This is a genomic window from Streptomyces sp. NBC_00236, assembly GCF_036195045.1.
Taxonomy (GTDB): Bacteria; Actinomycetota; Actinomycetes; order Streptomycetales; family Streptomycetaceae; genus Streptomyces.
In genome coordinates this window covers 7,314,640-7,329,248 of sequence record NZ_CP108100.1, presented here as the reverse complement: position 1 = coordinate 7,329,248, position 14,609 = coordinate 7,314,640, and the positions used below count along the sequence as shown (strand labels likewise).

The following is a 14,609-nucleotide window of genomic DNA, read 5'->3' as shown; positions in this document are numbered from 1 at the left end:
CTCCCTTCGGCGGTCTCAGTTCGGTGGGCGGTGCTTGTTCAGGAAGTCGAGCGAGGTGCGGGCGAGTTCGGGGCCCGCGTGGGAGTGGCGGGGCAGTTCGACGACGGTGAGGCCGGCGTATCCGCTCCTCCCGAGGGCGTCGAGTGCGGCGAGGACGGGCGGGAAGTCGATCTCGCCGTCGCCGAAGGGCAGGTGCTCGTGGACACCGCGGCGCATGTCCTCGATCTGGACGTGGCGCAGCCAGGGGGCGGCGTCGCGTACGCAGTCGACGGGCAGCGCGGGCTCCAGGCACTGGCAGTGGCCGATGTCGAGGGTGAGCCCGAGGGGTTCGGGGTCGCCGCTCAGGACCCGGAGGTGGTGGAAGTCGGCGAGGTTGGCGAGGAGGTGTCCGGGCTCCGGCTCGATGGCGAGGGGCACCCCGGCCCGGTCCGCCGCGTCGAGGACCGGGGCGAGGGAGCCGGTGAGCCGCTGCCAGGCGGTGTCGGGTGCGGTGTCCGGGGGCGTGACGCCGCTGAAGCAGTGCACGGCGTGGGCACCGAGGCCGGCGGCGACGTCGACGGCCCGGACGAGCATGGCGGTCCTGGCCGCGCGGGCGTCGGGGTCCGGGTCCAGGAGCGAGGGGCCGTGCTTGCGGCGCGGGTCGAGGACGTAGCGGGCCCCGGTCTCCACGGTGACGCCGAGCCCCAGCTCCTGGAGCCGGGCCGCGACGTGGCGGGTGCGGGCGGCGAGGTCCGGGGCCATCGGGTCGAGGTGCATGTGGTCGAGGGTCAGGCCGACGCCGTCGTAGCCGAGGTCGGCGAGGAGCCCGAGGGCGTCGTCCAGGCGGAGGTCGGTGAGACCGTTGGTTCCGTAGCCGAGGCGGAGGGTCATGTGGGGCTCACCTTCCGGGAGAGAGCGCGGGCGAGCGGGACGAGGCCCATCACGGCGAGCGCGGAACCCGCTGCTCCGGCGCGGGCGGCGAGCGCGGCCTGGAGCGGGATCATCGCCCGGATGCCGCTGCCGACGGCGCGCTGGGTGAGGGGCGGCGACGGGTTGAGCGCGGCGTGCACGAGGGGGCGTGCGGCGGTGCGGAGGTAGGCACCGGTGAGACCGGTGAGCAGGAGCCGGCCGGGGGCGTTCCGGGGGCCCTGCCGCTCCTGCACCACGGCGCCGCCGATCCCGGCCACGGCCGCGAGTGCGGCGAGCGGCGCGGTGGTGGAGCCGCCCTGCGTCTCGTGGCGCGAGACGGCGGTGACCGCGTAGGTGTGGGTGCTCAGCAGGGCGGCGGCGGTCAGCGCGGCGCGGGCCGATCGGGCCGACGGGGCAGCTCCCGTGGCCGCCGCGCCCAGCAGCAGGTCCAGGCCACGCGCCGCCGCCATGGCGGCCGGGCCCGCCGGGGTGTGCTTGAGGCGCAGGTCGTACGCCCAGACGGTGGCCGCGAGGCCGGTGGCCGCGGCGAGGGCCGGGCGGCCCGCGCGGGCGGCGAGCACCAGACCGGCACCGGTCAGGGCGCCGGCCGCCGTGAGGGCGGCGCGGGGCGAGATCCGGCCCGAGGGAATCGGCCGGTGCGGGCGGTCGATGGCGTCCTCGTCGCGGTCGGCCCAGTCGTTGAGGGCCATGCCCGCCTCGTACAGGCAGAGCGAGGCGCCGACGGCGAGGGCGGTGGAGCGGTTGGGCCGCAGACCGACGGCCGCCGCGCCCGCGAGGGCGTCGCCCGGCACGGTGAACAGGGCGGAGATCCTGAGCAGTTCCGCCCAGGCGCGTACGGTCACTGCTCGCCGCGCAGCTGTTCGGCGAAGGCGAGCAGCGCCAGGTACTGCTCGGAGAGCGCGGCGGGACCGCCGTCCGGGTCCTTGAAGTAGAAGCCGAGTTCGGGCCGCGGGCCGGTCAGGCCCATCTCGTGGGACCGGGCCAGCAGCCGGGCCAGGTCGAGCACCAGGGGCGCGGCGAGGGCGGAGTCGCAGCCCTGCCAGGTGGTCTGGAGCACCATGCGGGCTCCGAGGAACCCGTCGAACGCGATGTGGTCCCAGGCTGTCTTCCAGTCGCCGAGCGCCGGGACGTCGTCGATGTGGACCTCGCCCTCGGGGGCGGCGCCGAGGGTGTCGGCGAGGACGCGTTCCTTGCCGGCGTTCTTCGCGGCGGCGGCGGCCGGGTCGGCGAGCGCCGCGCCGTCCCCGCCGCCCAGCAGGTTGGTGCCGGACCAGGCGCGTACGGGCAGGGCGCGCTGGACGAACATCGGGGCGAGAACGGAGCGCAGCAGTGTCTGGCCCGTCTTGCCGTCGCGGCCCGCGTGAGGAAGTCCGGAGGCCGCCACGGCGTCCTGGAGGGCGGGTGCGTGCAGCCCGGTGGAGGGGGTGAAGTTCACGTACGGGCAGCCGGCCCGGAGCGCGGCGGCCGCGTAGAGCGAGCTGGCGGGCAGCCGTGTGGCGTCGGGGGCGGGTGCCGGTTCGGTCGAGGAGACGTTGACGACGACGGTCCTGGCCAGGCGGTTGCGGCTGCCGAAGTCCATGAGGTCGGCGGCGAACGCCGCGATGAGCTCCTCGTCGGTACGGGTGTCGCCGGGGAGGGGGCCGCCGGTGCGTATCTCCGCGTCGGCGGAGGCGAGTTCGGACCGCACGGCCGAAGGGAGACCGTGCGGGAGCACTCCCCCGGCGGCGAGCGCCTCGGCCCGTTTGGGGAGGGGGCAGTCCAGGGTGTCGTGGCCGCCGAAAACGAGGGAGGCCACGGGTGGCAGGCCGCTGTCGGCGAACGGGGCGGTCTCCGTGACCATGCCGGCGGCCGGGTGGAGTCCCGCCGCGACCGCTGCGCACCCCGCCGTGGCGGTGGTGGCGACGGAGCCGCGTGCTCCGATGAACCAGACTCCGGTACGAACGGCGTGTGCTGACACGGGCTGCCTCCCTGGCTGGGGGTCCTGGCTGGGCAGAGCTGGTGGCGCTGTACGTGAGGGCCGCGGGCGGCGGGCGGGGTGTGCTGTACGTGAGGGGCCGCGGGCGGCGGGCGGGGTGTGTGTGCCCCGCCCGCCGCCGGCTGGGTGGGTGCCCTACGCCGAGGGCAGTTCCTTCAGCTGGATGTTGCGGAAGGACGCCTGGTCGTCCGCCCCGTGGTTCTGGAGGCCGATGTAGCCGTCCTTGAGGCTGCGGACCGGGTCGGTGTTGGTGAAGTCGTTGATCTTCACTCCGTTGAGGAAGATCTGGAGCCGTTCACCCTGGACCTTGATCTCGTAGCTGTTCCACTGGCCGGGCGGCCTCAGCACCTGGTCGCGTGCCTTGATGTTGGCCGCCTTGAAGGTGTAGATGGAGCCGGTGGTGCGGTCGACGGCGTCGGAGGCGTCGATCTGGACCTCGTAGCCGTTGTTCACCGCGGACCAGGGGTCGTCGGACTCCGGGAAGCCGACGAAGACGCCGGAGTTGGAGTCGCCCGTCAGCTTCCAGTCGAGCTTCAGGGAGTACGACTTCAGCTCCTTGGCCTGGTAGGTCAGCAGGCCCATGCCGCCTTCGGAGCGCAGTTCGCCGTCGACGACGTTGAACTTTCCGGGCCCTGCCTGCTTCCAGCCTTCGAGCGTCTTGCCGTTGAACAGGGACCGGTAGCCGGTGTCGGGCTTGCAGTCGCCCTTGACCTGGCCCGCGGCGTAGCGCACGCCGCCGAGGAGGAGCTGCCGGAAGTCCGCGTCGGCGTACGACTCCTTGGTGTGGCCGAGTCCGGTGTAGAAGGAACGGCCGCCCTCGTAGGCCTGGCACCAGGTGATCGGGTGGTCACCCTTCATGGTGCCGCCGGTGTAGGTGGTCTCGTCGAGTGTGGCGAGGACCTTCACCTTGTCGCGCGGGTTGGTGCGGTAGTTGTACAGCTCGTCGGTCCGCTCCCAGGCGTCGCCCAGGTGGGCGGTGGCGGGGTGCTTGTGGTCCTCGACGCGGACCGTGACGGGCTGGATGGCGGGGTGGCCGGCGAAGTACGCGCCGACGAGTCCGCCGTAGAAGGACCAGTCGTACTCGGTGTCGGCGGCGGCGTGGACGCCCATGTAGCCGCCACCGGTGGCGATGTAGTTCTCGAAGGCCTTCTGCTGGTCGGCGTTGAGGACGTCACCGGTGGTCGACATGAAGACGACGGCGTCGTAGCGGGCGAGGTTCGACGTGGTGAACTGCCCGGCCTCCTCGGTGGCGTCGACCGTGATGTTGCTGCTCTTGCCGAGTTCCTTCAGTGCGGCGATGCCCTCGGGGATCGCGTCGTGGCGGAAGCCGGCGGTCTTGGAGAAGACCAGGACGCGCTTGGCCGTCTTGTCGGGCGGGGTGTTGGAGAGCTCGAAGTTGTCGATGTCGTAGAGCGCGCCTTCGCCGCCCTTGAACACCAGGAAGAGCTCGGTGGCCTTCTTCGGGACGCCGCGCAGGGGGACGTCTATGTCCTGGAAGGTCTCCCAGCCACCGGTGACCGGCACGGGTGCGGAGCCGAGGATCGTCCCGGTCGCCGAGCCGGAGCGGACTTCGAGGAAGCCGCCCACGCCGCCGGAGGAGATCCGGGCGGTGAGCTTGGTGGAGTCCCCGAGGATGTACGGCTTGAAGGAGATCCAGTCGTCGTTGTGGATGTCGCCGACGGTCTTGCCGCCCTCGGCGTTCGCCTTGTCGAAGGTGTTGATGCCGGACGAGTTGCTGAAGTGCTCCGCCTGGCGGTGGCGCGGCTGGAGCTGTGCCTGGTCGTGGCCGGTCAGTGCGGCCTGGCCGCCGCCCCCGCCGTCGGTGTAGGAGGCGTCGATGACTCCGAAGATGTCCGCGTTGGGGTCGTGCCCGCCGTCCATCTTCGTCGTGATGGTGCCGGTGCAGCCGTGTGCCGTGGTGATCGGGTGGCCGTGGCTGTCGTGGCCGAGGACGAAGCGGACCTCGACCTTGGAGCAGTCGATCGTGCCGTCCTCGGGATCGGTGACGGTCACCTTGAACGGGACCTCGTCGCCGAAGGCGAACAGCTGCCCGTCACCGGGGAGCTCCAGGTTCACCTTGGGTGCCGTGTTGCCGACGGTCACATGGACGCTGGCCGCTCCGGTGCGCCCCGTGGGGTCCTTCGCGGTGACGGTGGCGGTGTAGGTGCCGTTCTTCCTGTACGTGTACGCGGGGTTGACGGCCGTGGAGGTTCCTCCGTCGCCGAAGTCCCAGGCGTACGTGAGTGCGTCGCCGTCACCGTCGGTGGTGCCGGCGGAGGAGAACTGCACCTTCAGCGGTGCGACGCCCGAGGTCTTGCTGGCCGCGGCCTCCGCGATCGGAGAGCGTCCCCCCGTGGCGTTCTCGATGCGGTAGAGCGCGGAGTTCTCGTCGCCGCCGAACCAGGAGAGGCCGTAGTCCAGGACGTACAGCGCCCCGTCGGGTCCGAAGGCCATGTCCATGATCTGGGTGCCGGACCACGGGATGTCGTTGATGGACTGGACCTTGCCGTCGGCGTCCTGCTCGATCCGCTTGATCCACTGGCGGCCGAACTCGCCGGCGAAGAAGTCTCCGTCGTACGCCTCGGGGAACTTCACGGGCGAGTCGAGGTCCGCGTCGTAGTGGTAGACGGGTCCGCCCATCGGGGACTCCGAGCCGGTGCCGAACTCCGGGACGGACGCGCCGTCGTACGGGATCCAGGCGGCCTGGGCCGGGGGCAGGTCGACGAGGCCGGTGTTGTGCGGCGAGGTGTTCTTCGGGGCCGCGCAGTCGAAGGCCGCGCCGGAGGTCTTGGTGGCGAAGTCGTAGTCCAGGTAGGGGTCGTTGTCGCCGGTGCAGTACGGCCAGCCGAAGTTGCCGGCCTTGGTCACCCGGGCGAACTCGACCTGCCCGGCCGGTCCGCGCTTGGGATCGGCCGCGCCGGCGTCCGGCCCGTAGTCACCGACGTAGACGATGCCGGTCGCCTTGTCGACGGAGAAGCGGAACGGGTTGCGGAAGCCCATCGCGTAGATCTCGGGGCGGGTCTTGTCCGTCCCCGGCGCGAAGAGGTTGCCGTCCGGGACGGTGTACGAGCCGTCGTCGGCGACCTTGATGCGGAGGATCTTGCCGCGAAGGTCGTTGGTGCTGCCCGCGGAGCGGCGGGCGTCGAAGGCCGGGTTGCGGTCCGGGCGCTCGTCGATGGGGCTGAAGCCGTCGGAGGCGAAGGGGTTGGTGTCGTCGCCGGTCGACAGGTACAGGTTGCCGTCCGCGTCGAAGTCGATGTCGCCGCCGACGTGGCAGCACATGCCGCGTGACGTCTTGACGTCGAGGACCTTCTTCTCACTGCCGAGGTCGAGCGTGCCGTCCTCGTTGAGGACGAAGCGGGAGAGCCGGTTGACTCCGTCGAACGGGGCGAAGTCGGCGGCGGAACCGGTCTCGGGGGCATCCCCGGCGGGTGTGTCCAGCGGGGGCGCGTAGTAGAGGTAGATCGCCCGGTTCTCGCTGAAGTGCGGGTCGACCCCGATGCCCTGGAGGCCTTCCTCGTCGTGCGAGTAGACGGGGATGACACCGGAGATCCGGGTGTTGCCGGCGCTGTCGGTGATGCGCAGCTCGCCGCTGCGCGAGGTGTGGAGGACGCTGCGGTCGGGGAGCACGGCCAGCGACATGGGCTCGCCGGTCTCGGCTGCGCCCTTGGCGAGGGTGACCTGCTGGAAGTCCTCGGCCTCGGCGGCCTGGGCGGGATGGTCGTCGTGGGCGGCGGCTGTGCCCGCTGTGGCGCTGATGCTGAGAGTGGCGGCGGCGAGGAGGCCACCGGTGAACAGGGCGAGGGATTTGCGGAGGCGGAGCCTTGTTCTGGCCTTGCTGCGGGTTCTGTGCACGAGTGTCCTCCGGAGAGTGCCGGTGGTACGGGCGGGTACTGCCGTGCCGTTAGCGCGGGGACTGCCGCGCAGGTCAGCCGGTCAATGTCATGTACACGTCTTGGACGGTAGACCTGTTCGTCCTGGACGGAAAGCCCTTGTGCAGCGGTGTTGTTGAACTTTTTCCTTGCCCAGGACAAAGAGCGGCGTGGGCAGGGGGGAGCGGCCCGGCGGCGTGTACGGGTGCCGCCGGGCACGTCCGAGCCGCTCCGGCGATCGAGGAACGGGGGTGCGGGGGTGCGGGGGTGCGGGGGTGCGGGGGTGCGGGGGTGCGGGGGTGCGGGGGTGCGGGGGTGCGGGGGTGCGGGGGCGGAGCCCCGGGAGGGCCCGCGCCCCCGGGGGCTCAGTCCTTGCCGCCGAACGCCGCGTCGAACGAAGCGCTGGGCGGGTCGAAGTCGAAGCGTTTCAGCGAGGTCAACGCCTCCGGCGCGCCCGCGAGGCGGTCCATGCCGGCGTCCTCCCACTCCACCGAGACCGGCCCCTCGTAGCCGATGGACCGCAGCATCCGGAACACGTCCTCCCACGGCACGTCCCCGTGCCCGGCCGAGACGAAGTCCCAGCCGCGGCGCGGATCGCCCCACGGGAGGTGGGAGCCGAGCCGGCCGTTGCGGCCGTCCAGGCGCTTGCGCGCCTCCTTGCAGTCCACGTGGTAGATCCGGTCCCGGAAGTCGTACAGGAAGCCCACCGGGTCCAGGTCCTGCCAGACGAAGTGGCTCGGGTCGAAGTTCAGCCCGAAGGCCGGACGGTGGTCCACCGCCTCCAGAGCGCGGTGCGTCGTCCAGTAGTCGTACGCGATCTCGCTCGGGTGCACCTCATGGGCGAACCGCACACCCTCCGCGTCGAAGACGTCGAGGATCGGGTTCCAGCGCTCCGCGAAGTCCGCGTACCCGCGCTCGATCATGTGCGGCGGGACCGGCGGGAACATCGCGACCAGATGCCAGATCGACGAGCCCGTGAAGCCGATGACCGTGTCCACACCGAAGGCCGCGGCGGCCCGTGCGGTGTTCTTGATCTCCTCGGCGGCCCGGCGGCGCACCCCCTCGGGCTCCCCGTCCCCCCAGATCCTGGCGGGCAGGATGCCCTGGTGTCGCTCGTCGATCGGACTGTCGCAGACGGCCTGGCCGACCAGGTGGTTGGAGACCGCCCAGCACTTCAGCCCGTACTTGTCGAGCAGTTGGTGCCGGCTCTCCAGATAGCCGGGGTCGGCCAGAGCCTTGTCGACCTCGAAGTGGTCTCCCCAGCAGGCGAGTTCGAGTCCGTCGTAGCCGAAGTCACGGGCGTACCGGCAGACCTCCTCCAGGGGCAGATCGGCCCACTGACCGGTGAACAGGGTGAAGGGACGGGGCATGCGCAGGACCTCCTAGAGCTGTACGGGGGTGAGTACGGAGTTCTTCGCGGCGCTCTCCTCCACCGCCGCCAGCACCCGCTGCACCTGGAGCCCGTCGGCGAACGACGGTACGGGGTCGGCGCCTTCGGCGATCGTCCGCACCGCGTCACGGGCCTGGTGGATGAACGTGTGCTCGTAGCCGAGCGCGTGCCCCGGCGGCCACCAGGCCTCCAGGTACGGATGCTCGGGCTCGGTGACCAGAATGCGCCGGAAACCGGCCGTGGTGGCGGGCTCGGTGTGGTCGTGGAAGGACAGTTCGTTGAGGCGTTCCAGGTCGAAGGCGAGCGAACCGAGCTCGCCGTTGATCTCCAGGCGCAGCGCGTTCTTGCGCCCCGCCGCCATCCGGGTCGCCTCGAACGAGGCCAGCGCGCCCGAGGCGAGCCGGCCGGTGAACAGCGCCGCGTCGTCCACCGTCACCGTGCCGTACTCCCCCGCGGCCGCGACGCCGCCCAGGCCCCCCGAGGGGCCGGCGAGGAGCGGGCGTTCACGGACGAAGGTCTCGCTCACCGCGGAGACACCGACCAGCAGTTCCCCCGCCAGGTACTGGGCGAGGTCCACGATGTGCGCGCCGAGGTCGCCGAGCGCGCCGGAGCCCGCGTGCTCCTTCTTCAGCCGCCAGGTGAGCGGGGACGCGGGGTCGACGAGCCAGTCCTGGAGGTAGGTGGCCCGGACGTGCCGCAGGGTGCCGAGCCTGCCCTCCGCGATGAGCTTGCGGGCATAGGTGATCGCGGGCACCTTGCGGTAGTTGAAGCCGACCATCGCGACCTGGCCGCGGGCGGCGGCGCGCGCCGCCGCCTCGGTCATGGCCTCCGCCTCCGCGACCGTGTTGGCGAGGGGTTTCTCGCACAGCACGTGCTTGCCCGCCTCCAGGGCCGCGATGGCGATCTCCGCATGGCTGTCGCCGGGGGTGCAGATGTCGACGAGCTGGACGTCGTCCCGGGCGATCAGTGCCCGCCAGTCGGTCTCCGCCGCCGCCCAGCCGTGCCGGTCGGCGGCGGCCTCCACCGCCGTCCGGTCGCGGCCGCAGATCGCGGCGAGCACCGGCCTCATCGGCAGCTCGAAGACATGGCCCGCGGTGCGCCATCCCTGCGAGTGGGCGGCGCCCATGAACGCGTATCCGACCATGCCGACCCCGAGCGTCGGTGCGCTCGCCATCGGCCGGTACGTCGGCGGCACGGCCGCCTCCTGCTCCGTCTCTTCCCTACGGGCCATCCGGGCTTCCTCCTCGTCGGTGGTTCGGTGGGTGCGGCGGGAGGGTCAGTACCCTCCCGCGAGACGGCTCAGCTGAAGCCCGTCGGAAGGTACTGGTCGATGTTCTCCTTGGTGACCACGGCCGAGTACAGGGTGAGATTGGTCGGGATCTCCAGCTCGGCGAGCCCGGCCACCCCCTTGGCCTGGCCGAGCGCCCGCGCGAGGTCGATCGCGGACGCCGCCATGGTCGGCGGGTAGAGAACGGTGGCCTTCAGCACGCTGTTGTCCGCCTTGATGGCGTCCATGGCGGACTTGGCCCCGGCGCCGCCCACCATCAGGAACTCGTCGCGGCCGGCCTGCTGGATGGCGCGGAGCGCACCGACGCCCTGGTCGTCGTCGTGGTTCCACAGGGCGTCGAACTGCTTCTGGGCCTGGAGGAGCTGGGACATCTTCGCCTGGCCGGACTCGACGGTGAAGTCGGCCGCCTGACGGGCCACCAGTTCGATGTTGGAGTAGTTCTTCAGCGCGTCGGCGAAGCCCTTGCTGCGCTGCTTGGTCAGCTCCAGGTTGTCGATGCCCGCGAGCTCGACGACCTTGGCGTTCGGCTTGTCCTTGAGCTGTTCGCCGATGTACGTACCGGCGTTGAGCCCCATGCCGTAGTTGTCCCCGCCGACCCAGCAGCGGTAGGCCTGGGGCGAGGCGAAGATGCGGTCCAGGTTGATGACGGGGATGCCCGCCCGCATGGCCTCAAGGCCGACCTGGGTGAGTGCCTTGCCGTCGGCCGGGAGGATGACGAGGACGTCGACCTTCTTGTTGATGAGGGTCTTGACCTGGCCGATCTGGGCGGCGGTGTCATTGGAGCCCTCGGTGGTCTCCAGGGTCACCTCGGAGTACTTCTTCGCCCGCGACCTGGCGTTCTCGTTGATGGCGTTGAGCCAGCCGTGGTCGGCCTGCGGTCCCGCGAAGCCGATGGTGACGGGCTTGCCCGGCTTGTCGTCCGCGGCGGGCGCGTTGCTCTGCGCGGCGGTGTCCTTCTCCTTGGGGTCGTTGCTGGTGCAGGCGGTGAGCAAGGCGCCTGCGGAGATGGCTGCGGTACCGAAGAGCAGTCCTCTGCGGCTGGTTTCTGGCATGGCTGTCAAACCCTTCATCCGGTGTGCGGCGTGGGAATGCGTAACAGGCGGGGATCGGGCGGGTGGAGACGGAGGGTCAGGTCTCTCCGTGGGCCGACGTCCGGCGCTGGACGAGGACGGCGGCGACGATGATCGCGCCCTTGGCGATCTGCTGGACATCGCTCTGCAGGTTGTTGAGCGCGAAGATGTTGGTGATCGTGGTGAAGACGAGGACACCCAGGACGGAGCCGACGATGGTGCCGCGGCCGCCGCTGAGCAGGGTGCCTCCGATGATCGCGGCGGCGATGGCGTCGAGTTCGTACAGGTTGCCGTTGGTGTTCTGGCCGGAGCCGGACAGGATGATCAGCATGAAGGCGGCGATGCCGCAGCACAGCCCGGACAGCAGGTAGAGGTAGAGCCGCTGCCGGCGTACGTCGATCCCGGCCAGCCGGGCCGCTTCCGCGTTGCCGCCGACGGCGACCGTGCGCCGGCCGAAGGTCGTACGGTTCAGCACCAGCCAGCCGACGACGGTGACCACGGCGAACATCATGACCAGCGGAGGGATACCGAGGACGTACGCGTCCGGCAGTCCCAGGTCGAGGACCGACTTGACGGTGACGATCTGCGTCTTGCCGTCCGTGATGTTCAGCGCCAGTCCGCGGGCGGACGCGAGCATCGCCAGCGTCGCGATGAACGGCACCAGCCTGCCGTACGCGATCAGCACACCGTTGACGAGTCCGGCGCCGAGGCCGACCAGGACGGCGGTGAAGAGGATGCCCGCGAAGCCGAAGTCCTGGGTGGCGAGCGTCGTCGCCCAGACGGAGGCGAGGGCGACCATGGCGCCGACGGACAGGTCGATGCCGCCGCCGATGATGACGAAGGTCATGCCGACGGTGACGACGCCGATGACGGACGCCTGGGTCAGGATGAGCTGGAGGTTCCCGGTGTCCAGGAAGCTGTCGGGTTCGGTGATGCCGCCGACGACTATCAGTGCGGCGAGGACGCCGAGCAGGGAGAGGTTGCGGACGTCCGCGCGCAGCCCGAAGGCACGCGGGGGCCGGTCCTTCTTCGGGGACGCGGGGACGGACACGGGCACGGCGCCCTTGTCCGGCCCGCTCTGCTGCGCCGAGGAGACGGGCTGCGTCATGACGTCGGGCTCCCTTCCATCACGAGGTCGAGTACGCGGTGCTCGTCGAGCTCCCCGGCGTCCGCCGTATGGACGACGCGCCCTTCACGGAGGACCAGCACCCGGTCGGCGAGGCCCAGGACTTCGGGCACTTCGCTGGAGACGAGCAGAACGGCGAGGCCTTCGTCGGCCAGCCGGCGGATCACGGCGTAGAGCTCGGCGCGGGCGCCGACGTCCACTCCGCGGGTCGGTTCGTCGAGCAGCAGCACCCGGCAGCCGCGCAGCAGCCAGCGGGCGAGGACCGCCTTCTGCTGGTTGCCGCCGGAGAGCGTGCGAACGGGGGTGTCCGGGTTGTCGGGGCGCAGGGAGAGTTCGCGGGTGGCGGAGCGGGCCGCCTTGCGTTCGGCTCCCCGGTCGACCCAACCTGCCCTGGAGAAGCGGGACATGGAGGACACGGAGACATTGCGGGTGACGGATTCGAGCATCAGCAGGGCCTGTGCCTTGCGTTCCTCGGGGGCGAGGCCGATGCCGGCGGCGACGGCGGCGCGTACGCTGCCCGACCGCAGCGGCCTGCCCGCGACCGTGACCCGTCCGGCGGTGGCCTTGCGGGCGCCGTAGATGGTCTCCAGGATCTCGGAGCGTCCCGAGCCGACGAGTCCGGCGAGGCCCACGATCTCGCCGGGCCTCAACTCCAGGTCGACGGGGTCGAACTCGCCCTTCCGGGTGAGGCCTTGGACCGTGAGGACCGGAGCGGGCACGGGCCTGCCGTCCTCGGGGGCGGCTTCGGGCCGGGGCGGGAAGACGTACTCGACGTTGCGGCCCGTCATCATGGCAACGATGTCGCGTGTAGGTGTGGACTCGGCGGGGAGTCCGACCGCCACGGCCCGACCGTCCTTGAGCACGGTCACCCGGTCGCCGATCCGGCGGATCTCCTCCAGGCGGTGCGAGATGTAGACGACGGCGACTCCGTCCGCGGTCAGCGAGGCGACGATCCTGAAGAGGTTGTCGACCTCGTCGGGGTCGAGGGCGGCTGACGGCTCGTCCATCACGATGAGGCGTACGTCGTGGGAGAGCGCCCGGGCCATGGACACGATCTGCTGCTGGGCCGCGGAGAGTTCACCGACCGCGCGGGCCGGGTCGATCTCCGGGTGGCCGAGCCGTTTCAGCAGGGCGGCCGCCGACGTACGGCCTTCGCGGGTACGGACGACGAAGCCGGCGCTGGTGGGTTCATGGCCCAGGAAGACGTTCTCGGCGACCGACAGCCCCTCGACCAGGTCGAGTTCCTGGTAGATGGTGGCGATCCCGAGACGCATCGCGGTGATGGGCGACTTGAGTACGGCAGGTGCGCCGCACCAGGTGATCTCGCCGTCGTCGGGCTGGTGGGCCCCGGCGAGGACCTTGATGAGCGTGGACTTGCCGGCGCCGTTCTGGCCGAGGAGGCAGTGGACTTCGCCGGCCTGGACCTCCAGGTCCACGCCGTCGAGGGCGCGCACACCGGGGAAGGACTTGGTGATGCCGGACATGGTGAGCAGCGGTGGTTCTGGAGCCATGACAAATCCCCTCGGCGGATGGGGTGCCCCTGCGCGGGCGAGTCCGGAAGCAGGGGAAGGGCCGGTGAGCGGGCAGGGCGCAGTGCGGTCCCGGGGGTGTTCCCCGGACCCCGGCCTGAGCGCGGGGCGGTGCCTTGGTGCCGTCGGGCCTCGATGCGGGCCGGTGAAGGGTGGGGCGGGTGCGGGATCGTACGAGGTCAGGAAGGTGCGGGAACAGGCAGGTGAAGGATCAGGCGGGTGAGAAGAGGTGGTCGCTGATGAGCCTGGCCGCGCCGATGACTCCGGCTGCGGGTCCCAGCTCGCCCAGCACGATCGGGAGGTTTCCGGTGGCCAGCGGCAGGGACTGCCGGTAGACCTGGGTCCGGACGCTGGCCAGCAGCGTGTGGCCCAGTCCGGTCACCCCGCCGCCGATCACCACCAGACCGGGGTTGAAGAAGCTGACGAGTCCTGCGATGACCTGTCCGACCCGGTTGCCGCCTTCGCGGATCAGGTCGAGCGAGGTGGGGTCGCCGGCGGCCGCGGCGGCGGCGACGTCGGCGGCGGTGAGTTTGCCTGACGCCTCCAGCCGGGCCGCGAGCTCCAGGGACTGACCGGCACGGGCCGCGTCCTCGGCGTCGCGGGCCAGTGCGGCGCCGCTGAAGTGTGCTTCCAGGCAGCCCCGGTTGCCGCAGGCACAGGGACGGCCGTCGGGTTCGACCTGGATGTGGCCGATGTCGCCGGCGCTGCCCGTCGTACCGCGGTGGACCTCTCCGCCGACGACGATGCCGCAGCCGATACCGGTGCCGATCTTGATGCACAGGAAGTCGCCCACGGAGCGGGCGACGCCCGCGTGCTGCTCCCCCATCGCCATCAGGTTCACGTCGTTGTCGACCATGACGGGGCAGCCCAGTTCCTGGCTGAGCGCCTCGCGGACCGGGAAGCCGTCCCAGCCGGGCATGATCGGCGGTGCGACCGGGATGCCTTCGGGGAAGCGGACCGGTCCCGGTACGCCGATGCCCGCGCCGTCGAACCCTTCGGCGAGCCCGGAGGCCCGGAGCTTGGCCGCCATGGACAGCACCTGCTCGAAGATGGCGACGGGGCCTTCGCGTACGTCCATGGGGTGGTTGAGGTGCCCCAGGACCTCCAGTTCCGCGTTGGTGACCGCCACATCGACCGAGGTGGCGCCGATGTCGACGCCGAGGAAGCGCAGCGCCGGGGCGAGCCGGATGTTGTGCGAGCGACGCCCGCCGCGGGATGCGGCGAGTCCGTCGGCCACGACAAGGCCGGTCTCCAGCAGTCTGTCCACCTCGACGGCGAGCTTGGAGCGGGAGAGATCGACCTGATCCCCCAGCTGTGCCCGTGAGTTGGGCCCGCCGTCGCGCAACAGCCGGAGCAGTCGCGCCTGATGCGCATTCGCGGGTCGTGCCGTCATTCGTCTCACGCGCCCCTCCCCGCCACATCGGCCTGTCCGTCGGGCTTTGGAGGGGAA

General features: G+C 71.2%; 10 protein-coding genes. All 10 read right to left on the bottom strand.

All coding sequences use genetic code 11. From position 1 onward, the window contains the following. Window positions 1-15: 15 nt before the first annotated feature. Window positions 16-870: a sugar phosphate isomerase/epimerase family protein gene (locus OG446_RS32660; protein ID WP_328897396.1), complete on the bottom strand. Its 855-nt coding sequence runs from the start codon at window positions 868-870 to the stop codon at window positions 16-18. Further along, window positions 867-1,751, bottom strand: a complete 885-nt coding sequence (locus tag OG446_RS32655) for an SCO3242 family prenyltransferase (RefSeq protein WP_328897395.1) — start codon at window positions 1,749-1,751, stop codon at window positions 867-869. Before OG446_RS32655 ends, OG446_RS32660 begins: the two co-directional genes overlap by 4 nt. Further along, complete coding sequence (locus OG446_RS32650) at window positions 1,748-2,866, bottom strand: inositol-3-phosphate synthase (RefSeq protein ID WP_328897394.1); 1,119 nt, start codon at window positions 2,864-2,866, stop codon at window positions 1,748-1,750. The genes OG446_RS32655 and OG446_RS32650 overlap by 4 nt, the downstream gene beginning before the upstream one ends. 153 nt (window positions 2,867-3,019) lie before the next feature. Further along, entirely contained in the window at window positions 3,020-6,739 is a 3,720-nt protein-coding gene (locus OG446_RS32645) for a ThuA domain-containing protein (RefSeq protein ID WP_328897393.1), read from the bottom strand. Between the two features lie 382 nt (window positions 6,740-7,121). After that, on the bottom strand, window positions 7,122-8,126 hold the full coding sequence (locus tag OG446_RS32640) for a sugar phosphate isomerase/epimerase family protein (protein WP_328897392.1): 1,005 nt from the start codon (window positions 8,124-8,126) through the stop codon (window positions 7,122-7,124). Between the two features lie 12 nt (window positions 8,127-8,138). Then, window positions 8,139-9,377 (bottom strand): Gfo/Idh/MocA family protein, encoded by a 1,239-nt coding sequence (locus tag OG446_RS32635; protein WP_328897391.1) that lies wholly within the window; start codon window positions 9,375-9,377, stop codon window positions 8,139-8,141. A 68-nt stretch (window positions 9,378-9,445) separates the two neighbouring features. Continuing rightward, window positions 9,446-10,486 carry a substrate-binding domain-containing protein gene (locus OG446_RS32630; protein ID WP_328897390.1) on the bottom strand — a complete coding sequence of 347 codons (1,041 nt, stop codon included), beginning with the start codon at window positions 10,484-10,486 and terminating at the stop codon, window positions 9,446-9,448. Between the two features lie 76 nt (window positions 10,487-10,562). Beyond that, window positions 10,563-11,612 (bottom strand): ABC transporter permease, encoded by a 1,050-nt coding sequence (locus tag OG446_RS32625; RefSeq protein WP_328897389.1) that lies wholly within the window; start codon window positions 11,610-11,612, stop codon window positions 10,563-10,565. Next, the gene (locus OG446_RS32620) at window positions 11,609-13,141 is read right to left on the bottom strand and encodes a sugar ABC transporter ATP-binding protein (RefSeq protein WP_328897388.1); all 1,533 of its coding nucleotides are present in this window, start codon (window positions 13,139-13,141) and stop codon (window positions 11,609-11,611) included. The genes OG446_RS32625 and OG446_RS32620 overlap by 4 nt, the downstream gene beginning before the upstream one ends. 229 nt (window positions 13,142-13,370) lie before the next feature. Next, a complete protein-coding gene (locus tag OG446_RS32615) occupies window positions 13,371-14,552 on the bottom strand; it encodes an ROK family transcriptional regulator (protein WP_328898489.1) in 1,182 nt (393 codons plus the stop codon). Window positions 14,553-14,609 lie beyond the last annotated feature (57 nt).

Excerpts from the sequence above, each read along its gene's own strand:
- OG446_RS32660 (WP_328897396.1), bottom strand. The coding sequence starts at position 870 with ATGACCCTCCGCCTCGGCTACGGAACCAACGGTCTCACCGACCTCCGC.
- OG446_RS32640 (WP_328897392.1), bottom strand. The coding sequence starts at position 8,126 with ATGCCCCGTCCCTTCACCCTGTTCACCGGTCAGTGGGCCGATCTGCCC.
- OG446_RS32635 (WP_328897391.1), bottom strand. The coding sequence starts at position 9,377 with ATGGCCCGTAGGGAAGAGACGGAGCAGGAGGCGGCCGTGCCGCCGACG.
- OG446_RS32630 (WP_328897390.1), bottom strand. The coding sequence starts at position 10,486 with ATGCCAGAAACCAGCCGCAGAGGACTGCTCTTCGGTACCGCAGCCATC.
- OG446_RS32625 (WP_328897389.1), bottom strand. The coding sequence starts at position 11,612 with ATGACGCAGCCCGTCTCCTCGGCGCAGCAGAGCGGGCCGGACAAGGGC.
- OG446_RS32620 (WP_328897388.1), bottom strand. The coding sequence starts at position 13,141 with ATGGCTCCAGAACCACCGCTGCTCACCATGTCCGGCATCACCAAGTCC.
- OG446_RS32615 (WP_328898489.1), bottom strand. The coding sequence starts at position 14,552 with ATGACGGCACGACCCGCGAATGCGCATCAGGCGCGACTGCTCCGGCTG.